At 44.2% G+C, this 25,505-nt stretch carries 21 protein-coding genes and 1 pseudogene; 6 read left to right on the top strand and 16 right to left on the bottom strand.

The window, feature by feature from the left end; translation table 11 throughout:
- Positions 1-148 precede the first annotated feature (148 nt).
- The 5 genes and pseudogenes from FTT86_RS07050 to FTT86_RS07030 all read right to left on the bottom strand — a co-directional run.
- Entirely contained in the window at positions 149-580 is a 432-nt protein-coding gene (locus tag FTT86_RS07050; RefSeq protein WP_005252160.1) for a BLUF domain-containing protein, read from the bottom strand.
- Positions 581-662: 82 nt separating this feature from the next.
- Positions 663-1,397 (bottom strand): proteasome-type protease, encoded by a 735-nt coding sequence (locus tag FTT86_RS07045; protein ID WP_004278798.1) that lies wholly within the window; start codon positions 1,395-1,397, stop codon positions 663-665.
- Between the two features lie 13 nt (positions 1,398-1,410).
- Positions 1,411-2,190 carry a transglutaminase family protein gene (locus FTT86_RS07040; protein WP_005252164.1) on the bottom strand — a complete coding sequence of 260 codons (780 nt, stop codon included), beginning with the start codon at positions 2,188-2,190 and terminating at the stop codon, positions 1,411-1,413.
- Positions 2,187-2,789, bottom strand: a complete 603-nt coding sequence (locus FTT86_RS07035) for an alpha-E domain-containing protein (RefSeq protein ID WP_180037374.1) — start codon at positions 2,787-2,789, stop codon at positions 2,187-2,189. Before FTT86_RS07035 ends, FTT86_RS07040 begins: the two co-directional genes overlap by 4 nt.
- A 22-nt stretch (positions 2,790-2,811) precedes the next feature.
- Positions 2,812-4,257, bottom strand: a pseudogene (locus FTT86_RS07030) (circularly permuted type 2 ATP-grasp protein); the annotation flags it as partial.
- Positions 4,258-4,611: 354 nt separating this feature from the next.
- Here FTT86_RS07030 and FTT86_RS07025 point away from each other — a divergent pair.
- Positions 4,612-5,619, top strand: a complete 1,008-nt coding sequence (locus tag FTT86_RS07025) for a YafY family protein (protein ID WP_005252167.1) — start codon at positions 4,612-4,614, stop codon at positions 5,617-5,619.
- 502 nt (positions 5,620-6,121) lie between these two features.
- The gene (locus FTT86_RS07020) at positions 6,122-7,792 is read left to right on the top strand and encodes an FMN-binding glutamate synthase family protein (RefSeq protein WP_005252169.1); all 1,671 of its coding nucleotides are present in this window, start codon (positions 6,122-6,124) and stop codon (positions 7,790-7,792) included.
- Positions 7,793-7,861: 69 nt separating this feature from the next.
- Here FTT86_RS07020 and FTT86_RS07015 read toward each other — a convergent pair whose 3' ends face one another.
- Genes FTT86_RS07015 through FTT86_RS07000 form a run of 4 tightly spaced genes read right to left on the bottom strand, consistent with a single transcriptional unit; the run spans position 7,862 to position 11,596 of the window.
- Positions 7,862-8,905 carry an alpha/beta hydrolase gene (locus tag FTT86_RS07015; protein WP_005252171.1) on the bottom strand — a complete coding sequence of 348 codons (1,044 nt, stop codon included), beginning with the start codon at positions 8,903-8,905 and terminating at the stop codon, positions 7,862-7,864.
- Positions 8,905-10,044, bottom strand: a complete 1,140-nt coding sequence (locus FTT86_RS07010; RefSeq protein WP_005252173.1) for a YdcF family protein — start codon at positions 10,042-10,044, stop codon at positions 8,905-8,907. Before FTT86_RS07010 ends, FTT86_RS07015 begins: the two co-directional genes overlap by 1 nt.
- 1 nt (position 10,045) lies before the next feature.
- Complete coding sequence (gene murB, locus FTT86_RS07005; protein WP_005252175.1) at positions 10,046-11,086, bottom strand: UDP-N-acetylmuramate dehydrogenase; 1,041 nt, start codon at positions 11,084-11,086, stop codon at positions 10,046-10,048.
- Between the two features lie 3 nt (positions 11,087-11,089).
- Positions 11,090-11,596 carry a low molecular weight protein-tyrosine-phosphatase gene (locus tag FTT86_RS07000; protein WP_180180897.1) on the bottom strand — a complete coding sequence of 169 codons (507 nt, stop codon included), beginning with the start codon at positions 11,594-11,596 and terminating at the stop codon, positions 11,090-11,092.
- 120 nt (positions 11,597-11,716) lie between these two features.
- Here FTT86_RS07000 and FTT86_RS06995 point away from each other — a divergent pair, with 120 nt between their 5' ends.
- Positions 11,717-12,877: an iron-containing alcohol dehydrogenase gene (locus tag FTT86_RS06995; RefSeq protein WP_180180896.1), complete on the top strand. Its 1,161-nt coding sequence runs from the start codon at positions 11,717-11,719 to the stop codon at positions 12,875-12,877.
- Positions 12,878-12,920: 43 nt separating this feature from the next.
- Complete coding sequence (locus FTT86_RS06990; RefSeq protein ID WP_081401206.1) at positions 12,921-13,355, top strand: thioesterase family protein; 435 nt, start codon at positions 12,921-12,923, stop codon at positions 13,353-13,355.
- 8 nt (positions 13,356-13,363) lie between these two features.
- Here FTT86_RS06990 and dnaX read toward each other — a convergent pair whose 3' ends face one another.
- The 5 genes from dnaX to FTT86_RS06965 all read right to left on the bottom strand — a co-directional run bounded on the left by dnaX (position 13,364) and on the right by FTT86_RS06965 (position 19,880).
- Entirely contained in the window at positions 13,364-15,496 is a 2,133-nt protein-coding gene (dnaX, locus tag FTT86_RS06985) for a DNA polymerase III subunit gamma/tau (RefSeq protein WP_180180895.1), read from the bottom strand.
- A gap of 133 nt (positions 15,497-15,629) precedes the next feature.
- Entirely contained in the window at positions 15,630-16,073 is a 444-nt protein-coding gene (locus FTT86_RS06980; protein WP_180086901.1) for a copper resistance protein NlpE N-terminal domain-containing protein, read from the bottom strand.
- 78 nt (positions 16,074-16,151) lie between these two features.
- Positions 16,152-17,417 (bottom strand): serine hydrolase, encoded by a 1,266-nt coding sequence (locus FTT86_RS06975; RefSeq protein ID WP_180086902.1) that lies wholly within the window; start codon positions 17,415-17,417, stop codon positions 16,152-16,154.
- Positions 17,418-17,476: 59 nt separating this feature from the next.
- Positions 17,477-18,331, bottom strand: a complete 855-nt coding sequence (locus FTT86_RS06970; RefSeq protein WP_180086903.1) for a MaoC/PaaZ C-terminal domain-containing protein — start codon at positions 18,329-18,331, stop codon at positions 17,477-17,479.
- 157 nt (positions 18,332-18,488) lie between these two features.
- Entirely contained in the window at positions 18,489-19,880 is a 1,392-nt protein-coding gene (locus tag FTT86_RS06965) for a 3-oxoacyl-ACP reductase (RefSeq protein WP_005252191.1), read from the bottom strand.
- Positions 19,881-20,120: 240 nt separating this feature from the next.
- Here FTT86_RS06965 and FTT86_RS06960 point away from each other — a divergent pair, with 240 nt between their 5' ends.
- Positions 20,121-21,638 (top strand): acetyl-CoA C-acetyltransferase, encoded by a 1,518-nt coding sequence (locus tag FTT86_RS06960; protein WP_005106598.1) that lies wholly within the window; start codon positions 20,121-20,123, stop codon positions 21,636-21,638.
- Between the two features lie 54 nt (positions 21,639-21,692).
- On the opposite strand, the gene FTT86_RS06955 is transcribed toward FTT86_RS06960, so the two are convergent.
- Positions 21,693-23,876 (bottom strand): hypothetical protein, encoded by a 2,184-nt coding sequence (locus FTT86_RS06955; RefSeq protein WP_005252195.1) that lies wholly within the window; start codon positions 23,874-23,876, stop codon positions 21,693-21,695.
- A gap of 163 nt (positions 23,877-24,039) precedes the next feature.
- The gene (locus FTT86_RS06950; RefSeq protein WP_005252200.1) at positions 24,040-24,489 is read right to left on the bottom strand and encodes an AceI family chlorhexidine efflux PACE transporter; all 450 of its coding nucleotides are present in this window, start codon (positions 24,487-24,489) and stop codon (positions 24,040-24,042) included.
- Between the two features lie 98 nt (positions 24,490-24,587).
- Between FTT86_RS06950 and FTT86_RS06945 the strand changes: the two genes are divergently transcribed.
- Positions 24,588-25,478: a LysR family transcriptional regulator gene (locus tag FTT86_RS06945; RefSeq protein WP_005263303.1), complete on the top strand. Its 891-nt coding sequence runs from the start codon at positions 24,588-24,590 to the stop codon at positions 25,476-25,478.
- The last annotated feature ends 27 nt before the right edge of the window (positions 25,479-25,505 follow it).

Below are 25,505 nucleotides of genomic sequence, written 5' to 3'. Positions count from 1 at the left end.
TATTTGAACAATCTAAAATATTTGTATTACCTGAAAAAAGGCAAAGGCAATGTCCGCGAGTAGTGAAAATTAAAGCACAAAAATATCCAAGAAAATGCCAGTCAATTTCTTAACTGACTGGCATTACAACATAGGTTGGGCTTTTTCTTTAGGCTGACTTTTGTTCTTCGCCCTGCTCTATGCATAATTGCATTAATAAGGCATCGACATGACTTTGCTGAAAGTCAAAAGGATTAAACTCATCAAATCCCATTTCCCGACAGAATTGCTGGATTTGACTGCGTTTAGAAATATATTTCATCGACCAATCTGGGAAACTCGGATATTCAATTTCCTTGGTCTCAAATAATTTAATATCCTGATGGCGAGGATCTTTATTCAGTCGCTCCACCAGCAGACTTTTTAAAGTGGCACATTCCCCTTCGAGACATTGAAAAAAATGACCATCTGCGAAATACAGTACACCTGTCACTTGATGCTGATAATTAAAATCACGAGCTTCTTTCAGGATATTCGCCAAATCTTCAAGTAAGTCAGGTTTGGGAGAAGTACTTTTACTGGCGTAACAAAATTGGTACATGCGCTAACTTCTCTATTTTTATTATGCTGAACTGCATAGAAGTTAACACTGTACGCGAAAAACCTGAACCCGGATAGGTTTATTATAAGAAATACTCATTAGAGGGAACCGGAAGTTCCGCCAATCCTTTTTTCAAGGTCTCTGACCATTGCCGGCTGATTGACGTGAAATACTCATCATCTTCGGCAATACGCTTGCCTCTTGGCATGATCAGACTGTCTTTTTTATAGACCAGCACATCGAGGGGCATACCAACCGATACATTGGAACGTAGGGTCGATGCAAATGAAATCAGGGAACAGCGCAAAGCTTCATCCAGCGGCATATCATAAGTCAGCGCACGATCCAGGATCGGCTTGCCATATTTACTTTCGCCAATCTGAAAATACGGCGTATCGCGTGTGGCACAGATAAAGTTCCCTTGCGGATAGACATGATAAAGCTGCATATCCTGATCTTTAAGTTGTCCACCGACCAGCAGATTGCAATAATAATTGCTTTGTTCCGAAATATCGCTCGTAACATTCGCAATCACTTTCTTCAGCATACTACCCACCAGCTCAGCGACATCAAACATGGTGTGCAGACTCAAGATATTGGGTTCCTGCTTCAGTTCGAGCTGATTTTTGATATGCCCAATTACTGCTTGTGTTGTTGCCAGATTTCCGGATGCCTGTATGACGATCATACGTTCCCCGGGAATACCAAAGGTATACAACTTTCGAAATACAGAAATGTGATCTACTCCGGCATTGGTTCGGGTATCACTGATAAAAAGCATACCTTGCTCTAAACGTAGTGCACAACAATACGTCATTCATTCGTCCTTATTAACATCCTAGCACTTGAACGATGGAATGCATGGATTCCACACCGCCCTTTTCTCTGACACCGCGTACCGGCGCCACATCCCAATAATCCCGTCCAATCGCCACATAAACATGCGAACTTGGAGTAAACAACAGATTACTGACATCAAAACAATACCATGTCTGGTCTACAAACACCTCTACCCAAGCGTGACTGGCCAGATGCGAAGCATTTTGTGCATATAAATAACCAGAAACATAGCGTGCAGGCAAACCTAGATATTTGCACATGGCAATAAAAATATGACTATGGTCCTGACAGACGCCCTGTCTGGACTCAAAGGCATCTATTGCAGAGCCTTGCACTGAAGTACTGTTTGAAATATAAGGCACATGCTCCAGCAAGGCCTGTGCCAGTCCAATCAAATGCTGACGGGTTAATGCAGGAACATGACGTTGTGCAAAGTCTTTCATTGCTGCATTACATTGGGTTGATTCGGTCGGCTGTAGAAAAAGATTGGGATTGATTGAATCATTCAGTCCACTCTGATGCGCAGGATTTAGCTCGACTATTCCTTGCGCCATGATAGTCAGGGAATAATAAGGTTCCCGCTGGCTACAGGTCATCCACAGATTATGAAATGCATCTTTCCGGATTTCTTTATTACCCGGTACACTGATATCCCAAGAATGAACCCGCTGATGCGCATTGCTCGAAGGCATCATTTTAATGTACTGAATACTGTTCCTCACCTCGGCCGTGTACATATAGTGCGTTTGGTGATTCACCATCAATTTCATACATCTGCCTCAAACAGTTGATGAATATGGTCGCTAAACTGATAGAACTGGATCCGGTTCGGCTCTGTACGCAACTGCTCCCAGTACTGTTCCAGATCATTCCAGCCCATTTCCACCAGGATTCTGACCACATAATCAATCTTGCACAATGTGGTACTGGTTTCTTCACCTAGGCGTAACTGGTGATCCAACTGTTCTACACATTGCCCTAAACTGAAAAACAGAAAAATATCGGAAGATTCGGCTTCTAGAATATCTTCACATTCCGTCACCACTTCACAGATATAACCAGCATTTTTTTCTGCAGTTTTGATCAGTTTCATCAGTTCTGCATAGCCTGATGCAGACAGCACCCCACGCAATTCCTGGATATTGTCTTTGGCCACTTTAAACTGTTGGCTAAAAGACGCCACTTGCGTAGGATCAAGTACTAGCTCATTTAGGGAACTGGCATCAAAGGCAGGTAAACAGAAAGCATGGGCATATGCCACTGCCGCTTCGTCTTCTAAAAATGGAAAGCGAGCACATAAAAAATGAGTGCGAGATAAATAACGCCCTAACCAAAAAATATGTTGCGCATTGCTATTCAGCAAAACCATGACATTTTCCTTCTTTGGAATCTTATGAATGTAAATTGTCGACTACCCAGGTATCTTTGATACCGCCACCTTGTGATGAATTCACCACCAGTGAGCCGGGTTGCATCGCCACACGTGTCAAGCCACCCTGTACGATTTCAGTACGATAAGGCGAACTTAATACAAATGGGCGTAAGTCGATATGACGTTCAGCAATACCAAAATTGGTCAAAGTCGGACTAACCGATAAGTCCAAAGTGGGCTGCGCAATATATAAATGCGGCGCAGCTAAAATTTTCTCCCTGAAAGTTTCAATTTGCTGTTTAGACGCTTGTGGTCCAATGAGCATGCCATAACCGCCCGAACCCTGCGCTTCTTTCACCACCAGCTGATCCAGATGAGCCACGACATAGTCTAATTCTTCAGAATTACGACATTGATAAGTCGGAACATTTTTTAGAATTGGCTGCTCGCCCAAATAAAAACGAATCATTTTGTCGACATATGGATAAACCGATTTGTCATCTGCCACACCGGTTCCCGGCGCATTGGCAATCACGACATTATTTTGCAAATAAGCCGACATCAAGCCAGCAACACCCAAAGTGCTATCCGGTTTAAAGCATAAGGGATCAAGAAACGCATCATCGACCCGTCTATAAATAACATCGACTCGTTGGCGACCACGTATGGTTTTTACATAAACCTTCGAGTCATCAACAAAAAGGTCACGTGATGTTACCAATGGCACATCCATCTCTCTTGCAAGGAAAGAATGTTCATAGTAAGCACTATTAAAACGTCCTGGGGTCAGTACCACCACAAATGGCTTATCGACATAAGCATTTTCGATCAGGATTTCTTTTAATAATTGTGGATATTGCTCGATTCCGGCAATCTTGGACTGCTCGAATACTTTCGGCATCAGTTTTTCACTGATCTTGCGGCATTCCAGCATATAAGACACGCCAGATGGCGTTCTGAGATTATCTTCTAAGACATAAAACTCGCCCTTGGAATCACGGATCACATCGATCCCGCTAATCTGGCTATAAATCCCGCCTTTCAAGCTATGTTGATACATATGCGGCTGATAGGCTTCATGAGTTAAAATCTGCAACTCAGGAATGATATTGGCTTTTAAAATGTCCTGTTGATGATAAATATCATGTAAGAATAAATTTAGCGCCCGTACCCGTTGTGCCGAGCCTAAAGCCACCATATTCCACTGTTTCCGGTCTATGACTCGCGGAATGATATCGTAGGGAATAGTGCGTTCTACGCCTTCTTCATCGCCATAAACGGTAAAGGTAATACCGTGATTTAAAAAATGTTCTTTTGCTACCTGATTCAGTGCATTGAGTTCATCCAGCGTATGTTGAGATAACCATTCTTCCAGTCTTTGACCTGCCTGACTGGACAGCACATGTTCATCCTGCATTTCATTAAAGAACTTTGAAGATAACTGCTGCAGTAAAAGTTGTGGGTTTGTTGTAGTAGATACCGCTGTAGTTTTAGTGTCTATAAAATTTTTTCCAATATTCTGGGAACTAAATTTATCAATTGTTTCAATCACATTTGTATCCTGATTTCCTTTAAGCATACAAACCCTCGTATTATCATCTATTATAATTAAATCAAAGCAATATCCATGCCATGACATCTGCATTTCAATTACCATTAATCTAATAAATGCCCAATGAACTCAATGCTATTTTCGACCAAGTTGTTTTAGAATTGTAGGACAAATGTTGCACAGAGGGACTTGCGAAAAAATGAGAGTTTTTTTATTGTGTTAAGCTAAGCCTAAATCCCCTCTTCTTTATTGCCAGCAAAATAAATTATGTCAGCACAAGAAAAAGAAACTTCAAACAGTCTGTATCGCCAATGGCAAATTTTGTCGCGTCTTTCTACCGGCAAATGGATGGGAACACGTGAATTAGAGGAAATCCTCAATCGCGAAGGCATCGATATCAGTCTACGTACCATTCAGCGTGACCTGAATCAGATTGCGCAACGCTTTCCAATTGAAAGCAGTAAAACCACGCCGCAAGGCTGGCGTTGGCGTTCAGATGCGCCGCTGCAAAGTTTGCCGCATATGACCAGCTCGCAAGCGGTCACTTTCATGATGGTCGAAGAACATTTAAAACATCTGCTGCCACCGAGCCTGATCGAGGAAATGAATCCGTGGTTTGACCTGGCACGACGCAGTCTTTCTTCCCAGAACAATGTCCGGCAATGGATTAACCGCGTACGCATTGTTCCGGCCACCCAACCGCTGATTCCACCTGTGGTAGATAAGGCCGCGCAGCAAGCGGTGTATGAAGGCCTGTTACAGGACAAACAACTGGAATGTGTGTATCAGGGCCGTGGTCATAACAGCGAAGAAAAAACCTATATTCTCAATCCTCTGGCATTGGTACAAAAAGGGTCAATCATTTATCTGGTGTGTACCCGTCATGACAAATCGGATATCCAGACCTTTGCACTGCACCGCTTTAAATCGGCCGTCGTGCTGAATTCACGTGCCTTGCATCCGGTCAATTTCGATATTGATGATTATATTGATTCTGGTGCACTGGGCTTCCGGGTGGACTTCAACCATCCCACCGAAAATGTCACGCTTAAACTCAGCATGTCAGAGTCGGATGCGCATTACTTTGAGGAAAGCCAGCTCAGTAAAGACCAGAAAATTGAAAAAATGGAAGATGGCATGTCGCTGATCACTGCTACCGTGCCATTTACCTCTCAACTGGTCTGGTGGCTGCGTAGCTTTGGTAAAAAGATTAAACATATTGAACCGAGTATTGTGGCCAATGCAGTCGCTCAACTGGATGAGGAAAACCCTTAACTACACAGGCTTCATCCAGATTCTTTTAGGTATTCCAGAATAAAAAAATCCCCAAATTGGGGACTGGAGAATTATGCTTATATTTTTGTTCTTGTTGTGGTGATCTGCCGCTGTGCCAATCTGCTTTTCTTTGACACCCCGAAATGCAGCTTGAATGAAACATCAATATTTAAAAATGACTGAGACATGAGCAAGCCAGCTCAGCATCATTAAAGCGAATGGATTTTTTGGTCATGGTTTAAGACTCCTATGTAGTGACTAAACCGACTATAAAGTCATCCGCCTTACTTGTGAAATAAATAGAATGCATGTCTTTTGCAGATTTTTTCTATAGGACTTTTTCCGCAAAATTTATCTGTAATCGCTGCTGATTCATTGCCTGGCTTAATAGTATTTCTGGCAAGTTTATAAAATCGAATAACAATTCTCTGCTTGTATAAGATACCTCGCTTTGCACATCATAAAGCCTTAATAGAAGTAGAAATAGGGACTTAATTTTACAATGGCTAACCCTGCTCAATTAGTACGTCACAAGCTGCTCAATACTTTCTTTTCCCGCCATTCGGTCTGGTTTGCCTGCATTCTGATTGCAGTAATTTTTACTACATTTCATATCGGTTATTCTCCGCGTTATATCTATTATTTTATGCCGCAAACGTTGGTGAATACCCTGTGGATCCTGAGCATTCTGCTGAGTTTGCTGGGTTTGTATGATGTACTGCAAAACAAGCATTCCATTCTGAAAAATTATCCCATCATGGGACATTTCCGCTTTATCTTTGAGGAATTTCGTCCCGAGATTCGTCAGTATTTTATTGAAGCCGACCGCGATGCGCTGCCCTTTTCCCGTATGCAGCGCAGTCTGGTGTATCAGCGGGCGAAAAATGAAAATTCTGATAAACCTTTCGGCTCGATTCTGAATGTCTATGAAGATAATTACCGCTTTGTTAGTCATTCCATCACGCCCTGCAAAGTTGCCGATCCACAGACTTTTCGTATCCTGATTGGAAATGAGCAATGTACCCAGCCCTTTTCAGCTTCTATTTTAAATATTTCAGCCATGAGCTTTGGCAGCATGAGTGCCAATGCGATACGAGCCCTTAATCTCGGCGCTAAAAAAGGTGATTTTTTCCATGATACAGGCGAAGGCAGTATCAGTCCCTACCATCTGGAATATGACGGTGATCTGGTCTGGGAAATTGGCAGTGGTTATTTTGGCTGCCGTACTTTAGATGGACAATTCGATCCGGAACGTTTTGCTGCACAAGCCAAATTACCCCAGGTAAAAATGATTGAAATCAAGCTTTCGCAAGGCGCAAAACCTGGCCACGGCGGTATTTTACCTAAAAGTAAAATTTCGGAAGAAATTGCCCAAATTCGAGGCATCAGCCGTGATCATGATTGTGTTTCACCTTCTAGTCATCCGGCATTTAACACACCGATTGAAATGATGCATTTCATACAAAAATTACGTGAACTTTCCAGCGGAAAACCGGTCGGATTTAAGCTGTGCTTGGGTCAACCGTGGCAGTTTATGAGCATGGTCAAAGCCATGTTACATACTCAGATTTACCCAGATTTTATTGTGGTTGATGGTTCTGAAGGTGGAACCGGTGCTGCACCCATTGAATTAATTGACTATGTCGGTGCGCCTTTAAGAGAAGGTTTACTGTTTGTACACAACACCCTTGTTGGTGCAGGTTTGAGAGATAAGATCAAAATTGGTGCAAGTGGTAAAATAATTAGTGCATTCGATATTGCCAGCACGCTTGCCATTGGTGCGGATTGGGTGAACTCTGCCCGTGGTTTTATGTTTGCAGTGGGCTGTATTCAGGCACAAAGTTGTCATACCAATCAATGCCCTGTCGGAGTCACCACCCAAGACAAAGATCGCCAGAAAGCCTTACATGTGCCGACCAAGGCCGAACGGGTGTTTCATTTTCATAAAAACACCTTACATGCCCTGTCTGAACTAATAGCTTCCGCAGGTCTCAAACACCCTTCCGCTATTAAGGCGCATCATCTGGCACAACGCGTGAATAATCACGAAATAAAGAACTTTGCGCAGATTCATTTCTGGCTGAAAGAAGGCGAATTATTGTCCTGTGAAAATAAAGATGAGGAGAACTTCTACTTCCGGATGTGGAATTTGGCCCAATTAGAAAAATTTTAATTTGATGCATTTAAAATCAAAAAAGGCGTTTAATTCAAATGCCTTTTTAAATATCCAATTTTCAATCTATCAATAATAAGTTTTGCTGCCATGTGCATGTAAAAAGGCAGGAATCAAACCCGTGAGTGCAGCACGAATATCAGCACGCTCATTGATTAACTGATGCGAACCTTCTTCCAGCATCAGTAAAGTCTGGAGCCGGAATTTACGCCGGATAAATTCGATATTATAACGCCAATCAACAGTCTGATCCTGTGCACCCTGTGCCAGCCAGACTGGAATACGACAAGCCGGACGCGCTTCCATTTCCAGCATCCAGCGTGACATCGCCAGAATCCAGTCCATGCCCATCATTCGCGGTTGTAATGGATCTTTAAGCCGGATAAAACGCAGAAACTCCGGATTATGGTTATTGCGTCTAAAATGCCGGGGAACTTCACGTTTGATTCGGCTAATAATGCCAAGCCCGACCGAATTATGCCACCAAGCAGTTTTGGCGGGACGAATCAATGGTGATAATAGCAAGACCCGCTCGACAAAAGGATTTTCACGACGTTCTGCAAATTCCAGTAAATGGTGCATCCAGATCGCACCACCGGTACTCTGGCCGATGCCAACCCAAGGTTTCGGTAATTGTGAAGCGTGCTGTACATAGCGATGTACTGCATGCAAGACCTGCTGATAATGATCAAAATTCTGAATGCTAGCAGGTGAACCATCACTGAGACCATGTCCCGGCAAGTCATAGGTCAATACGCTAAAACCCTGTTCCAAAAGCTCTTTGACAATGGGCTGATAAATGCCGCTATGTTCCAGATAACCATGCAGCAAAAAAGCAGTTCCCTGAATCTTATCAAAGCGGGTATTTTCCAGATTTGGCTCAAACACCTGTACATGTAACCTGAATAAAGGCATCTGTACATAGCCCTGCCAGTGTTTACAAACCAGTAAATCAAAACCATAAAGCTTGCGATAGGACTGCAGCTCAATCGGCGGTTCATCACTACGATTCAGGTTTAAAGGTGGCAAGAGTTGAGGCGTAACATCCCGACTCGGAATGGGTAAATCCAGCTGTTTCAGAATGGTAGGATTTAAAAATGGGATATCAGACATTATGGCACCTCCCGACAGTCACTGGATCCAAACCACATATCGCGCATGGTCGCCAACATTTCATAATTGGCACGACGACTGTGATCATAATTTTGTGCACTTGGACGCCATCGTGTCAATGACGTTGGCATCGGCGCTTCTACCGGAATGGTTTGTATGCCATTTAACGCAAATAAACGGCGGGTACGCGGCATATGATAACGATCCGTAATCAGAATCACTGTAGGCGCTCCACCTTTCTTTTGTAATAATAATGAACTGAAACGGGTATTTTCACAGGTGTTCATGCTGCGATCTTCCAGTAATTTGGCATCGACACCATGATTTTTTAACCAGCGCTGCATATACGGTGCTTCGACCCCACTCAGAACAATCGGTAACTGGTAATGTTTCTCTACTGCCAGCGTGGTTTCCAGACGTAGTCGCGTATAGTTATTGACGATGATCTCTTTGCCTTGGTCATCTAGGGTTAAGCCACCACCCAATACCACAATGGCATAAGGCTGAGAGCTATTCGCCGGTTTAGCCTGCTGTTGCTCTTGTAGTAAAGCCAAGTCCTGCTGGATTTCCTCTCCATCGGTTTCCTGTACCGAACTGGCTTCACCCTGCTCAAGTGGATGCGTCGTCAGAAACTCCATATATTGCTCAATACGTTCCTTGTTTTTACTACTGTCCCACTCCAACAATTCCCGGACATTTGCTGTCGGATCGGCTGGTTCTGCATCTTCCTGTGAGGACAATAAGGGCACCTGAGCAGGTGGACTTTGCTCTGCTTTTTGATCTTGCTGTTCGCGTTGATATTCTTCAATTACTTGCTGCAGCGCTTTATAACGTGCCTGAATCAGCATCAGGTTGGCCGAGTTATTTTGCTGGATATCCTGTTCCATGACCTTTAAATATGCCTGACGGGCTATCCACAAATCAGATCCAGGTTCTAGATTTTCATGCTCGCTTAATGCTGCCATTTTCTGGCTTTGGGCCGCGACTTCATTTAGCTCTAAGGAGACAAACTGGTTTAAGCCCTTGACGATCATTTTTGAGTAAAAAGGCGTATAAACCAACACCAGTAGACAGCCGCATAGTACAAATAGTCCAGTGACAATTTGTAGCAAACGTACCATCCAATGGGTGTTTTTCATGTTATTCCTCTTCCTGATGAGAACGAATCAAGCCATTTTTATCGAACAATACAGGTTCAGGTTCCAGCATCAGACTAAATTTTTCCCAAACTGATTGCTGTACCCCACGATACGTTTTACGAACATCGGTGAGAGAGGCTTGACCATAATTCACCAAGACCAATGCCTGTTTGTGAAACATGCCGACAGGCCCCAACTGTTTACCCTTCCAGCCCGCCTGATCAATCAGCCAGCCCGCTGCTAGTTTAACTTGAGCATTGGCTTGTTGGTAATGGGGTAAATTCGGGAAAGATACAGCAATTTGGTCAAAGACCGCCTGATCAACCACTGGATTTTTAAAGAAGCTACCCACGTTGGGAAATTCTTGCGGATCAGGCAATTTACTCTGACGAATCTGAATGACCTGTTGCTGCAGGTTTTCTGCTGTGAGCTGATCACCAACCGCAGTCTTCAGATCACCATAATTCAGTTTCAAATCTGGCTGTTTAAGTAATCTAAAAGTCACATGGGTAATCACATAACGGTTGGGATCATCTTTAAAAATACTATGCCGGTAGGCAAATTGACAGTCTGCTGCCTGAATCGAGGCAAATTGTTTCAGCTGACGGTCATAGACCTCGACGGAATCGATAAACTCGCCGACTTCAACGCCATAAGCGCCAATATTCTGTACTGGCGATGCACCGACCCGACCCGGAATTAAAGCTAGATTCTGTAGGCCATATAAACTTTGTGCCGTGGTCCAGAGCACAAAGTCATGCCAGCCTTGTCCGCCGCCTACACGTAAACGTTGCGACTGATCATCAGCATCCAGCATTTCAATGCCTTGAATATCCATATGCAGCACCAGTGCATCAATCTGCTCCGGCAACAACATATTACTGCCGCCTGACAGGATCAGCACATTGAGTTGCTGCTGTTCCGCAAAATCCAGTGCAGTTAGCAGATCAGCGGTGGATTGAATCTGAGCATAGTGCGAAGCAATCGCTTCTAAATTTAAAGTATTAAAAGGTTTAAGTTGAACCTGGGTTTGAATCTGCATCGCTTAAACCTTGTGTAAATTCTGTTTAAAAATCTCAATCCATGCCCGGCTGCTGGATTCACATTGATCAAGCACCCGCTCAAAGCCATCTGCTTCGCCATAATAGGGATCCGGTAAGGCCTGTTTCGGATAGGTCTGATCATGTTCACTCATCAATGCCACACGTGCACGTACATGACCAAACTGAGTTTCTGCCAGACGCTGTATGTTCTGGATATTGGATAAATTCTCCAGATCCATCGCCAGAATCAGATCATAATCAATAAAATCATGCGGAATAAGTTGACGTGCGCGAAGTGCTGAAAGGTCATAGCCACGTTTCAGCGCATGCTGCTGGCTACGCAAGTCCGGTGCCTTGCCCGGATGATAATTACTGGTTCCGGCAGAATCGACCACAATATTCAGTTGCTGTTCATCACAATAATGTCTGAGTACAACTTCTGCCGTGGGAGAGCGGCAAATATTTCCCAAACAAACACATAACACCTTGTATGGCGTTCTGGATGACATAAACAACCTCAGAGCTACTTTATTTTAAGGATTCTTATGTTAAGTTATTTATATACTGATTCCTATCTTACAACCATAGAATAATCTCGTATTTGCAATAAAAAAATCAAGGATATCGCCATGAATCGTTTTCAGTTTCAAACCGTCCCCAATATCATTGCCGGACTAGGCACGATTCAGGAATTATTTAAAATTCTAAAAAATGGCCGTTATCAACGTCTTCTGCTAGTGACTGACCCGGGGATGCTGAAGCAGCAATTACATCTGCCGCTTCTTGATATTATTGAATCTGCCGGGCTAGAGTACGTGATTTACTCGGATGTTCAGGCCGATCCGCCCGATACAGTGGTGCTTGAAGCGGCGGCTTTTGCAAAACAGGAAAATATTGATGTGGTGCTGGGCTTTGGTGGTGGCAGCTCGATGGATGTGGCCAAACTCATTGCAATTTTGGCGCATCCCGAGCAGCATCAGACACTGTCCGATCTGTATGGCGTTGATAATGCTACCGGACCGCGTTTAGCTTTAATTCTGGTACCGACCACCGCTGGAACAGGTTCGGAAGTGACGCCGATTTCGATTGTCACCACAGGTGAAACGACCAAAACTGGCATTGTCGCGCCCATTCTCTATGCAGATATTGCCATTCTGGATGCAACCTTTACCCAAAATCTTCCGGCACAGATCACTGCCGCCACCGGCATTGATGCCATGGTGCATGCCATTGAAGCTTATACCTCAAAACACAAGAAAAACCCTTATTCGGATATGCTGGCCAAACAGGCTTTAAGATTACTGAATGCCAATCTGCAGCGCGTGCTGCAAGACGGCAATGATTTAGATGCGCGTCAAAATATGCTGATTGGTTCCATGCTGGCTGGACAAGCCTTTGCCAATGCACCGGTCGCTGCTGTACATGCGCTGGCTTATCCGCTTGGTGGACATTTTCACCTGTCACACGGGCATAGCAATGCACTGGTTCTAACTGAAGTATTAAAGTTTAATGCGCCAGTGGCTAAACAGCTCTATGCGGAATTAATGACCTGGCTGGATCCCCGCAGTAAAGGTTGTCATGATGGCCTGACCGATCTATTTATTGATCATTTTAATAATCATCTGATGCAAAGCGGTTTGACTCTAAAACTAAATCAGTTGAATGTTCCAGAACATATGCTGCAGGTCATGGCAGAAGATGCGATGCAACAAAGCCGGTTGTTGCAAAATAATCCGCGTGAACTCAAGGTGGAGGATGCTTTTCAGATTTATCAGGCGATCTATGCCTAGACCAATTTCTACCTAAGCCTGAATAGCTGAGGATTTAATAATAATGAAAGCTACGATCAAACAGCGTGAACACTATACTTTTTTCCTGCCCATTCAAACTCGATGGGCAGACAATGATCTGTACGGCCATGTCAATAATGTGACTTATTACAGTTATTTTGATACCGCAGCCAATGCTCTACTGATTCAGGAGGCTGATTTTGATCCTAAATATTCCCCGATGATTGGACTGGTCGTCAGCTCCAACTGTCAGTTCAATCAGGAACTGTCTTATCCGGAAATTATTGAAGTGGGCGTGGCCATTGAAAGTATGGGAAATTCATCGCTCAGCTATGATCTGGCTATTTTTAAACGCAACTCAGATACAGCCGCTGCGCAAGGCAATTTTGTTCATGTATTTGTCGATCGTGAGACACGAAAAAGCACCCCGATTCCAGTTGAAATGCGGGATGCCTTATCTCGATTTGTTGTGACTTAAAATCCAGCCTATTTCAGTTGGATATTTTGCAGTTCACCGTCAAACTGCTGTAGCAGATCGCGTACTGCCGGTTCAGCATGTAACAATTCTTCGGCACGTTTAAAGGCACGTACCTTACGCTGATGCTGCATGGTATATGGCGTTAACTGATCCACATTTTCAAATTTCACCTGGAAATTGGTTTGCGGCCATTGCTGTTGCAAAGCAGCTTCCAGATGATGTTGCAACTGGGTCAACAACTGCTGGTACTGTTCAGGAATATGGAAAATGGATTCGCCATTCATCTGGCCAGTCATGACGCCATACTGCGCCAGTTCCTGTACCGCTGGAGAAAGCTGGCTGTTACGGAACCAGTATTCCCATTTTTCTACGCTCCACTCACCTTCCAAGGCTTGTTCAGGTATTTTCAGAATATCCTGTGGCATCAGATTCTGCGTATTGACATCTTGGGCAATAACGTCAGGGGCAATTGCCTGTGCCGAGGTTTGAACTGGAGCCTTATCCTCAGTCAGAGGTTGAGCAAGCATTTCCTGTGCCAGTTCCAGTTCCGGTGCAGCCAGACTAAATTCCTCATCAGCAGGCATACTGTCTTGTGCTGGCTCGGTAGGGATGACAGCATCTGCAGGAATAAACTCTTCAAGCAGGAAATCATCCGAACTGTTGCTGGTAGCAGGTGCTTCTGGCGTACTCTCGATTTCATCAAAACCAAATAAGCCTTTGTCATCATTTGGATCAAAAATAATTTGATCACTAGACTGCACTTCTTCAATGGTGGTCTGAATTACTACGGGCTGGACAGATTCAGGCTCAGTGATGCTGGTTGGCTCGTCTTCATCCAAAAAATCATCCGAAGAAGGTTCAGACGCTGATGCGAAATCAATCTCCTCATCTGTCTCATCGTCCAGAGAAAAATCATCAAATACAGGCTCCGCTTCAAATGATTGTGTTTCTACGGACTCAGATTGAAGTTGTGTCTGAACGGGCTGTTGTAGACGTGTTGTACTGGTTGCTGCCTGTTGCGGTGCAGTCTCCTGCATCACCGGAATTTCGCTTGGCTGTAAGGGACGGAAAGCCAATAAACGTAGCACCGTCATCTCAAAACCTTGTTCCTGCGTAACTGCAAGCTGTAAATCGGCACGCCCCTTACAGGCAATCTGATAATACAGTTGCAGGTCTTGTGCAGAAATCAGACCGGATAATTGCATGATCTTTCGATTGATCTCGGCACTATATTTCAGGCTTAAATCTGGTAAATATTGCAATAAGGCCAGTTCATGCAACGTCGAAATCAACTGGTCGAGCACCAGTGACACATCCAGAGCTTGCTGACGGAACTGTAGCAATAACTGACTAACCTGCGCTTTCTGGTTCTGGTGAATCGCCAGAATCAGATCATAAATAATAGTACGGTCAATCAGCCCTAGCATGTCTTTAACATCCTGATGCTGAATCGCTCCTTGACCATAGGCAATCGCCTGATCGGTCAACGACAAGGCATCACGTAATGAACCTTGCGCAGATTCAGCAATCTGCCAGATGGCATCCTGATCAGACTGAATGCTTTCTTTGCTAAGAATATGGCCCAGATGATCAGTAATTTCATCGACTGCCAATGGACGCAAAGTAAATTGCAGACAGCGAGAAATTACGGTAATCGGTAGTTTTTGCGGATCGGTGGTTGCAAACAAGAATTTGACATGTTCTGGCGGTTCTTCCAACGTCTTTAACAGCGCATTGAAAGAATGCGTAGACAGCATGTGCACTTCATCGATCAGGTAAACCTTAAAGCGACCTTGAGTCGGTGCATAAGGCACATTGTCGAGCAGCTCACGGGTATCTTCGACCTTGGTACGGGATGCCGCATCGATTTCGATTAAATCAATAAAGCGGCCTTCATTGACTGCGGTACAGGTCGGGCACACCTCGCAAGGAGTCGAAGTAATACCGGTTTCACAGTTCAGGCACTTCGCCAAAATACGTGCAATCGTGGTTTTTCCGACACCACGCGTTCCCGTAAACAAATAGGCATGATGCAAACGGCCACGTTCGAGCGCGCTGGTTAAAGCACGTGATACATGGTTTTGCCCCACCAATTCATTGAAATTACGAGGACGGTATTTTCGCGCAAGTACTTGATACATGTATGCTCCTTTTTACAGGTCTAAGCATACTGTTTTTTTATAAAATAGTGAAATGAATGCCGGTTTATAAAGAATAAAAATTCCTTGATCAAAATCATTGAAAAAGGGATATAAAACAGATGCTTTTTTAAAATCAGGCGGATTCAAACAGGATAAAGTCACTTTGCATCTGGTAGCGTTTGCCTGTTTGATCTTCACGAATTTCCAGAACATGCTTTTTCAGATCGACATAAAGCAGATTTCGGGTATCGACATTCAGCAGTTCAATCTTTTGTTGTGATTCATCCTGAAACCGAATCTGCCCGCTCATTGTTTCAATTTCATTATGACCACTTAAACTTTCACGCTGTAAAGTAAAGGTCTGATCTTCATTTAAAGTTAAGGCCACTGCCATGCCTGGACAGTCTTCACAACTTGAAAAACATCCCATACATGGTGTTGTGCCCTGATAACTCCCGACCCAGGCAGGAATCTGAGCTTTGGCTTCCATCACCGTTTTTGCAACCGGCTGATTCGGCTCCTGACATCCGAACAACGCACTGCTTGCGACCAGAGGAATCACCAGCACTTTTTTCATTACTTCACACCACAGCCATGGACTGCGCGACAAAATAACATATTTAGCTAAAGGGCTAAACTCCCAAATCAGGGATATTTAGCGCCAGCCTTTGCGACCGGTCAGTACCGCATCCGCACAGCGCAAGGTTTCTTGCGTCAGGCCCCAAAGACGGTAATCTCCAGTTAATGAACCTGTCGGGAAATTATGCGTATAGGCAAAACTCAAACCGCGCTCAGGATCGCACCAGGCACCAGAGCCATTAAACCCCATATGACCAAAACCTTTAGAGGCTTTTCCTAAAGTGAGAACACGGTGATAACCCAAACGCCAGTGCATCGGTAAAGGCATGACCCGATCTCGTGTTTTGTATTGCATCTGACTAAGTCGCTGGAACACCTCAGGCGAAATCAGTTGCTGACCTTGCCATTCACCATGATTCGCCAGCATGGTATAGATTTTTGCCAGACTCTCTGCAGTAAAGACACCATTGGCGGAGGGAATAATCGCTTGTAGCCCCTGTTCACTAAAGAAACTAAATTTCTTCATGCCTTTGGGAATCATGGCATCCTGAAAATCCTGAGGATCCTGCCCGCTAAAGACCAAGGCTCGCTCCATCAGGTTCGGCTTTCTTGGTGTAGTTTTTTTCGCAGTTTGTGTTTGAGACTTAGTTGTTTTAGGCTTTAAAATAGGTAAGGCCACCCGAGCTAACTCATTCGTCGGCACGCTGAAATAGGCGCCATTTAATTGTAATGGCTGAACCAGATATTCCTTCATCAGTACACCCAGTTTTTTACCTGTTGCTTTTTCCAGTACACCACCGACCTGCCAACCAAAGGTCAGCGGTTGATAAGCGGCATCTGTAGCAACCTGAAAACGTGGTTCTGCTGTCGCAATCCGGTCCAGCATATGCGACCAGTCGGCCATTTCAGTGGCATCATCAATCATATTACGGATATCAAACAGGCCACTTTGATGACTGAGCATATGTGCCAGAGTAATATTTTCTTTACCATTTTGTGCAAATTCAGACCAGTATTCTGCAACCGGTCGATCATAATCCAGATAACCTTGACTGACCAGAATATGCGCCAAAGTCGCCAGCACACCTTTACCTGTGGAATAACACAGCGACATGGTATCCGGTTGCCAGTTTTCAGTGACAGACTTTTTACCGGTATAAATATCGACGACCTTTTGTCCCTCAAAATATACCACCAGTGCGGCACCACCCTGTTCGGTACGTGCATCCTGCAAACGGCTAAACTGACGGGCAAGGTCACTGAAACGCTCATCGACATTGCCCTGATAATTATGCTGATCAGCAAACAGATAATCTTTAATTGGCTGCATCATTCTATCCATAGAATATTGATCCCTTAAAATGAAAAAGCCTAAATCGGGTTTAGGCTTTTGATTCAGATTTAAATTGCTTTGATATGGCCGGTGACGTGTGGTTTTTGATTTTTACTGCTTCGTATCAGAAAATCTGTATCATTGGCTGCCTGTGCCGTCAGGAACTCAACTTTAGATGGCAAGTACATCGGCAACTTGAACCAGACATCAACTTCATAAGCATCTGGCAATGACAGATTCGCCAGTGCTTTGGCTTTGCTCCACATACCATGTGCAATTGCCTGTTTAAAGCCAAAGGCTTTCGCTGTAACTGCATGAATATGAATCAGGTTAAAGTCACCTGAGGTCATGGCATAACGGCGACCCGTATTCTCCGAGATGCTCCATTCATTATTCAGTTTGTATTCTGGCGCTTGGCTTTCTGCAGGTTTAGCAGCCGCTTTAGCATTGGTCTTTTGACGTGACAGATAAGTGGTTAATGCTTCAACTACGACCTCACCTGCCACTTTGACTGTAGTAATGAAATCAAACTGAACGCCTTTATCATGTGGCTGTAATTCACCAAATTTGCATGATAGGGTCAAGGTTTCATTGACGCCGATTTTACGGTATTGCTTCACTTGGTTACGGATATGTACCAAGCCCAAGATCGGAAATGGAAATGCTTCTGAAGTCATCATGTGCATTTGCAGGCTTTGTGAAAGAACCGTCAGATAAATCGCTGGTATATAACCATTATTTTTAAAGCCGCAGACTTCATTATAAGCTTTCAAATGTTTTTGATCGACCTTGAATGAATCCACCACATATTCAACTTGCGGTAGAACTTTTTCAGCTTTCGGCTTTTTAAAAATCAAGCCTTGAATCACTTTTGGATAGGCTAAATAAGGTTTTGGAAGTTGACTAAAATGGCGCGTATTCATACTGAACCTTTAAAATATTCTTTTCATTTATATATGAGTGGAGTTCTCTCTCCCTTTGGGAGAGAGTTAGAGAGAGGGCTAAAAAAAGGCCCCTAGTCTCCCTCTCCTAAATCCTCTCCCTGAGCTTTAATTAAACTGCAAGAAAGGACTTGATGCTTTAAGCCCCTAACAGACTTTGACCACATACACGTACCACGTTGCCATTTAAACCTGTTGATGCAGTAGCAGCAAACATTGCAATCGTTTCTGCAACATCAACAGGTAGACCGCCCTGACTCATCGAATTCATACGGCGGCCTGCTTCACGGATCGCAAATGGAATCGCAGCCGTCATCTGAGTCTCGATAAAGCCCGGTGCAACGGCATTAATCGTTATACCATTTTTTAATGTCGGTGCTGTGAATTTTACTACACCAATCACCCCGGCTTTAGAGGCTGCATAATTGGTTTGACCCAGGTTTCCTGCAATCCCAGAAATTGAGGATACACAGATAATACGGCCATTGGCATTTAGACCATCGTGGGAGATTAAATAATCATTCACGCGTTCAATTGCCGACAGGTTGATGTTAATCACCAGATCCCACAGTTCAGGCTTCATATTGGCCAAGGTCTTGTCACGAGTAATTCCGGCATTGTGCACAATAATGTCCAGACCGCCATGCTCTGCTGCCGCTGCCTTGATCTTCTCACCTGCATCTGCAGCTGTAATATCAATAGCCAAGGTAGAACCGCCGATCTCACTAGCTACACGATCAAGGTCAGCCTGCTGTTGTGGAACATCCAGACAGATGACATGTGCACCATCACGGGCCAATACATGGGCAATCGCTTCACCAATACCACGGCTTGCGCCTGTCACAACCGCAGTTTTACCCGCTAATGGCTTGGTCCAGTCTACGTCTACTTTTTCAGCAGGTGAAACACGAATCACCTGACCAGAAACATAGGCAGAACGTGGAGAAACTGCAAAACGTAAAGCAGACTCAAGGTTTGCTTCTGCACCAGCATCTACATAGATCAGGTTCGCTGCAATTCCCTTTTTAAACTCTTTACCAACAGATTTTACAAAACCTTCCAGTGCACGTTGAGCGATTGACTGACTGACTGATTTAGCAGTTTCAGGCGTAGTCCCTACAATCACGACACGGCCAGAACTTTGGATTTGACGCGCAATCGGGTTAAAGAAATCATAAAGTGATTTTAACTGTTCTGAATTTTCGATCCCTGAAGCATCAAAAATAACGACCTTGAATTTTGATTCTTTATCGCCCGGGTTAAATGCACCCAGATTCAGCCCAGATGCTGCAGCCGCCTGTTGCAACTCAGCATTATTACCTGCATAGCTGTTGGCATGAATATTTGCCAGAACCTGAGCAATAGCACCCGTCAATGGACTTGCTGGTGCTGCGCCCAATAATACTGCGCCTTTTACCACCGGCGTAGCAGACTCAAAACGGTCTAAAGAAGTTGGGGATGGCAAACCCAAATTTTTAATGACAAATTTACCAATAGGAGATTTTGCAAAAGTTTGGTACTGATCAGTCATGTTTATTATCTCTCATACAAATTAATTTTTGGTTGATCTAAAGTTACCCTTAAACTTCAATATGATGCCAGACACATATATTTCAATAGATCCGCCAGATTCCGCCCAATCATACTTGAGATAATAGGCAGATGACTTGACCTGAGCGCAGTCTGTAATGTCATTGTAGTCAATACAGCCTATCCTCTTCTATGCTAATGTAAGCGCCAAGAAGACGATCTATTTGCCTGGTAAAGCCTTATGAGCAAAACAACTCAAGAAAATCCAGCAGTCGAGAACTCTGCGACAGAAACTGTGTCAAAACCATCAACGCGCACCAAGCGTAGCACTAAAAATACTGACACAGCCACTGGGACAGAAAAAAGTCCGACTAAAACCTCGCGTACACGGAGCACACCTGCCCGTGCCAAAAATACGACTTCATCTGAAAAAGATTTAATCTCTACAACACAGACTTCTGTTCTACAGGAACCAAACATGAGCCAAAATACAGTTCGCCGCGTTGCGATTATCGGTGGTAACCGCATTCCATTTGCACGTTCTAATGGTGCTTACTTTACGGCATCCAATACTGACATGTTTACAGCAACCCTGAACGGCCTAGTTGAACGCTTTAATCTGCAAGGTCAACGCTTAGGTGAAGTGGTTGCGGGTGCAGTACTGAAACACAGCCGTGACTTCAATATGACCCGTGAATGTGTACTAAATACTGCCCTTGCACCTGAAACGCCTGCTTATGACATCCAGCAGGCATGTGGTACTGGTTTGCAAGCGGCATTTCTTGTTGCCAACAAGATTGCTTTAGGTCAAATCGAAGTAGGCATTGCAGGTGGTGTAGATACGACTTCTGATGCACCGATTGCTTTTGGTGACGGTTTACGTAAAGCATTACTTGAGCTAAACATTGCGAAAACTGCAAAAGACCGTCTGAAAGCACTGACCAAAATCAATGTGAAAGACCTTATGGATGCACCAAAAAATGGTGAGCCGCGTACAGGTCTGTCTATGGGTGATCATCAGGCGATTACTACACTGGAATGGGGAATTTCCCGTGAAGCACAGGATGAACTTGCTGCATCTTCACACCAGAAAATGGCTGCAGCGTATGAAGAAGGTTTCTTTGATGACCTGATCACACCATTCTTGGGTCTTAAGCGTGACAATAACCTGCGTGCGGACTCAAGTGTTGAAAAACTGGCGAAATTAAAGCCGGCCTTTGGTAAGGGCGATGCCCGTACCATGACTGCGGGTAACTCTACGCCGCTAACAGATGGTGCTTCTTGCGTGCTCTTGGCTTCTGAAGAATGGGCGAAGGCAAATGGTCATGAAGTATTGGCTTACCTGACTTTCCAGGAAACTGCCGCAGTTGATTTTGTCGAGAAAAAAGAAGGCCTGTTGATGGCGCCTGCATATGCCGTACCACGCATGCTTGAGCGTGCAGGTCTGAAACTGCAAGACTTCGACTATTATGAAATTCATGAAGCTTTTGCATCTCAAGTATTGTCTACGCTGAAAGCTTGGGAAGATCCGAAATTCTGTAAAGAGCGTTTAGGTCTGGATGCACCATTAGGTTCAATTGACCGTGCAAAATTGAACGTAAAAGGCTCTTCACTTGCTGCCGGTCACCCGTTTGCAGCAACTGGCGGTCGTATCATTGCGACAGCAGCAAAACTGATTAACCAGAAAGGTTCAGGTCGCGTACTGGTATCGATCTGTGCAGCCGGTGGTCAAGGTGTAACGGCGATTATTGAAAAATAATCTGTTGACCGATCCAATTAAAAAGCCCCTCAAATGAGGGGCTTTTTTTATGTTTTAGGGATTTGGCATCGGGTTATTTTTAAAATATTCATCCACTTTGTTCCACGGTGCAGTCGATGCCACACCTTTCACCATATTCTGGTTCACACCCTGACAAAGCGCGCTGTCGGGTGTTAGGTGGAAAGCATTCGCATTTGGGTCCATATAAGGAATTGAGCCTGGACGGCGCTGGAAATAGAAGTTTAACCAATCGACCATAGCTTCAAAGCCATAATTCGACATGGCCCAGGCACTATTATGCCCGCCCCAATGATGACCAAATTCATGTGCAATAATTCGATAACCAGATAATCTGTAATGGCCATAGAATAACCAAGTATCTACTCCTAATACTGCTCCACCACCTAAACCACCACCCATATTGGTAATGCCAAGATTAATTTCATTGCGGTTAAGAATTTCCCGATAGATCCGGACATAATCTTCTGGCTGAAAGAAACCATTCGGCCCTTCTACCTGACCATGATTGCCAAAAAAATCGTGTCCCATGACTGCTTTATGGTTAAACCATAAGGTTTCAAATTCTGGAGTACTCAGCATATAGGCCAGATTGGTCATCATCATGACCCATTCCCGGGCATAGACCGGCGTAATACGGCACCATTTATTTGGCTCATCATAGGTTCCGAAATAAATTTTCCATTTGGCTTTAATCTGGTTCAGCTTTTTGACATGCTCATCAGTCTCAGAGCTAATTTTCAGATCAAAAATATTGCTTGGGTTTTGCGTGGTCTGACTCAGACCTGCCAACTGGATTGAGCCTGTGCCATCTAGCAAAGGGAAACGGGATTGATCGGTCAACTTGAGCTCAAAGCTGGCATTCGAAAATGGTGTCAACTGATCCAGCTTAGCCAGAATCACCCAGTCTTCTGAGTTTTTAATCTTGGCACGAATCTGCAAATCACGTACAGGCACAGCACTGTAACTTTGCAAATGCAGGCGATTGCCATTTAGTGTTGCCGATAAAATCTGGTCCATATAGACATGACGCTGGCTGCTATTGGTCAAGGTTTCCCATGATTCACCATCCTGCAAGACACGGCTTCTCTCGCGTGCTTTAGATTCGGTTAAAATCATAGCTTGGTTTAGCTGGGTGGATTTATTCTGTTGCAGGGTCAGCATTGGCAGAATATAAATTTTCTGATTGGCCATATGCAGCAGATTCTGACCATAAATATAAAGATCGCTGGCTTTAGCTATTCGGCTGCTCTGGTTTTGCCCTTTTAAAATATAGTCTCGGAAGGTATCCTCACTTTTATTGGGTAAGATAGAGTCTAGATTAAAGGATTTTTCCCGGTAACTTTCTACAGTGCCATCATTCCGTGAAACATAAACTAAGCCATCGTTATGGCGATGCATGACTGCCGACAAATTGGTTTCTGTTAAAATAGGCGTAATATTATTTCCATTTTCCTGAATCTGATTGATATCATGGACATAAGTCATACCATCGGGCAGACTGGTGTACAGATAGTCGCCCATAACCTCCATACGTGCATTACAGTTGCGTGCACAGCCCGGCAAGCTGAGCCGTGCAAATTTGCGGGCCTTTAAATGGTTTTGCGCAGTCACATCACTTTGACGCCAGACATTGATCCGGCCTTCAATATCAGGTACATACACATAACGGTCGTCAGCAGTCACTGCATTGCTATGTACCAACGCATAATTAAGCGCATCGCCCCACCACACACCTGTGCCAAGTGCCATAATGAAGCTCGGCTGTTCACCACTAATATCTAAAACATCAATTCGGTTCGAGCCATAATTGGCCACATACAGGCGCCCTGCATGGATTTCCAGATCATTCAGGCTATCCCATTTCTTGGCCAGACCCGAAATTTTCATAGGATCAATCGCACTGAGTGCACGTTTTTGTTTTAAGTCATAACGTAAAATATTCGATTCTGCCTGACTGTTGGCAATATAAAGAACATCGCCCTCTACCACCATGGCGGTAGGATTCCAGCTGTTCAGACCGAAATTCCCTACTGTTAATTCCGAACCTACCTCCAGAACCTTAAACTCTGCAATTTTGCTCAGCTGCTCACCCGAACCGGGGGGTGTCACTGGATCCGGCAGCGTCTGCTGTGGCGTACTGCTCTCACCTCCTCCACCCCCACAACCCCACATCAGCAACACGATGGACACTGACAAGATCGCTCGTCTAAATAGCATTGAATTCCCCAATAAATTTTAAAATTAAAATAAAAAATCAATGTCTTATAGCTTAATTTTCAGTTGGGTTCGAGCATAAAAAATGAGGACTTGATCAAGTCCTCATCGCTGAATATTTCACCTTTCGCATTCTGAAAAGGGAGTCTGAACTGTGTGGTATTTTTTATGGCTTATTTGATGATGAGATTTTCCGATAATCCGGCTCTTGCCCCAGTCTGGCTTCTAGATGATCATAAATCCACTGGAAAATAAAGGTATACACCAAGATACAAAGGGTCAAAGCCAAATCCAGCAGAAAGGCCTGAGCCAGACTCATGTGCAAGGCATAAGCCACCATCGGAATGGTCGCCAGCATCAAACCGCCTTCAAAGCCAATTGCATGGGCAATCCGCACTTTAATGGTTCTTTTCAAACGATGTTTTGCTTCAAATTTTTCAAAATAATGATTAAACAGCATGTTCCAGAGTACTGAAGTCACGGCCATAGCAATCCCGAGTGCACCGGTGACCTCAAGCGGCATATGCATCAATGTACTTAGCAGGACAGCGATCACGACCAGTAAAATGCCTTCATATAAAGCTGCATGAATCAACCTTCTTTTGGAAATTAACATATCAAATCAGCTCAATTCATTACATGATGCAAGAATTTTATTTCTTTAAATCTGACTATTCGAGTTAGAATCTATCAGTAAAAATGAAAGATAAAATTATGAATGTTAATCAGGAACAGCTGCTGATGTTTAAAACTGTGATGGAAACCGGTTCTTTCTCTGCAGCTGCCCGTCAACTGGGTAAAGTACCTTCCGCAGTCAGCATGGCCATTGCCAATCTGGAAATTGACCTGAATCTGGAACTGTTTCAGCGTATAGGTCGTGAACCGAAACCAACTGCACAAGCGCAGGTATTGTATGAAAAAACCCAGCAGCTACTGGTAGAAATGAACCAGTGGAAACAGCATGCTCAAGCCCTAAGTTCAGGCTTGGAATCTGAATTGAATATTGTGGTAGTTTCAGAATTGCTGCATACGCGCTGGACCGATTATATTGTGTTGCTAGAACAGGAATTTCCTGCACTGCAAGTCAATGTATTCAGTGCACCTCAGGAAGATGCACATCGTATGCTGTTTGAAGGTTCAGCGCAGCTAGCCTTGATGTTTGAACGCGAACAACTGGAAACACGGGAACAGTTTGTGGAATTGAAACGTGAGGTACTGGTGGCTGTAGTCGCCAAACAGCATCCCCTAAGTCAGTTCGATCAAGTCAGTTATGAACAGATTTTGCAAAACAGGCAGATTGTGGTGGCCAGTCGGGATCGCACCATCAAGCCGGAACTACTCTTTTCACGAAATTACTGGCGCACCGACAACCACCACTCGGCTTGCAGCATGATTCAGCAAGGACTGGGCTGGGGGGTTCTGCCACTCGAAATGCTGAATGAGCAGCCACATTTGCAAGATCAGTTACAGGTTCTCAACCTGCTCGATTTCACCCCAAAGTTTGAATATTTTGTTGATCTGGTCTGGAGCAGAGAAACCCGATTAGGCACAGCTGCTCATTTTTTGATTAATCACTTGCGCAAACAACGTAAAACCGGCCATTAATCACAGAAATTCAACGACAGTCTACTT

Origin of the sequence: Acinetobacter sp. YH01021, assembly GCF_013420255.1 — a bacterium.
Classification (GTDB): domain Bacteria; phylum Pseudomonadota; class Gammaproteobacteria; order Pseudomonadales; family Moraxellaceae; genus Acinetobacter.
The sequence above is the reverse complement of the archived record's forward strand: the minus strand, read 5'-3'. Positions and strand labels throughout refer to the sequence as shown.

Coding starts and splice junctions, on each gene's coding strand:
- FTT86_RS07035 (WP_180037374.1), bottom strand. CDS start 2,789: ATGGTTTTGCTGAATAGCAATGCGCAACATATTTTTTGGTTAGGGCGT.
- FTT86_RS07050 (WP_005252160.1), bottom strand. CDS start 580: ATGTACCAATTTTGTTACGCCAGTAAAAGTACTTCTCCCAAACCTGAC.
- FTT86_RS06970 (WP_180086903.1), bottom strand. CDS start 18,331: ATGAATACGCGCCATTTTAGTCAACTTCCAAAACCTTATTTAGCCTAT.
- FTT86_RS07040 (WP_005252164.1), bottom strand. CDS start 2,190: ATGAAATTGATGGTGAATCACCAAACGCACTATATGTACACGGCCGAG.
- FTT86_RS06975 (WP_180086902.1), bottom strand. CDS start 17,417: ATGGATAGAATGATGCAGCCAATTAAAGATTATCTGTTTGCTGATCAG.
- FTT86_RS07045 (WP_004278798.1), bottom strand. CDS start 1,397: ATGACGTATTGTTGTGCACTACGTTTAGAGCAAGGTATGCTTTTTATC.
- FTT86_RS07000 (WP_180180897.1), bottom strand. CDS start 11,596: ATGTCATCCAGAACGCCATACAAGGTGTTATGTGTTTGTTTGGGAAAT.
- FTT86_RS06955 (WP_005252195.1), bottom strand. CDS start 23,876: ATGCTATTTAGACGAGCGATCTTGTCAGTGTCCATCGTGTTGCTGATG.
- FTT86_RS06980 (WP_180086901.1), bottom strand. CDS start 16,073: ATGAAAAAAGTGCTGGTGATTCCTCTGGTCGCAAGCAGTGCGTTGTTC.
- FTT86_RS07025 (WP_005252167.1), top strand. CDS start 4,612: ATGTCAGCACAAGAAAAAGAAACTTCAAACAGTCTGTATCGCCAATGG.
- FTT86_RS06990 (WP_081401206.1), top strand. CDS start 12,921: ATGAAAGCTACGATCAAACAGCGTGAACACTATACTTTTTTCCTGCCC.
- FTT86_RS07020 (WP_005252169.1), top strand. CDS start 6,122: ATGGCTAACCCTGCTCAATTAGTACGTCACAAGCTGCTCAATACTTTC.
- FTT86_RS06995 (WP_180180896.1), top strand. CDS start 11,717: ATGAATCGTTTTCAGTTTCAAACCGTCCCCAATATCATTGCCGGACTA.
- FTT86_RS06945 (WP_005263303.1), top strand. CDS start 24,588: ATGAATGTTAATCAGGAACAGCTGCTGATGTTTAAAACTGTGATGGAA.
- FTT86_RS07010 (WP_005252173.1), bottom strand. CDS start 10,044: ATGAAAAACACCCATTGGATGGTACGTTTGCTACAAATTGTCACTGGA.
- dnaX (WP_180180895.1), bottom strand. CDS start 15,496: ATGTATCAAGTACTTGCGCGAAAATACCGTCCTCGTAATTTCAATGAA.
- murB (WP_005252175.1), bottom strand. CDS start 11,086: ATGCAGATTCAAACCCAGGTTCAACTTAAACCTTTTAATACTTTAAAT.
- FTT86_RS07015 (WP_005252171.1), bottom strand. CDS start 8,905: ATGTCTGATATCCCATTTTTAAATCCTACCATTCTGAAACAGCTGGAT.
- FTT86_RS06950 (WP_005252200.1), bottom strand. CDS start 24,489: ATGTTAATTTCCAAAAGAAGGTTGATTCATGCAGCTTTATATGAAGGC.
- FTT86_RS06960 (WP_005106598.1), top strand. CDS start 20,121: ATGAGCAAAACAACTCAAGAAAATCCAGCAGTCGAGAACTCTGCGACA.
- FTT86_RS06965 (WP_005252191.1), bottom strand. CDS start 19,880: ATGACTGATCAGTACCAAACTTTTGCAAAATCTCCTATTGGTAAATTT.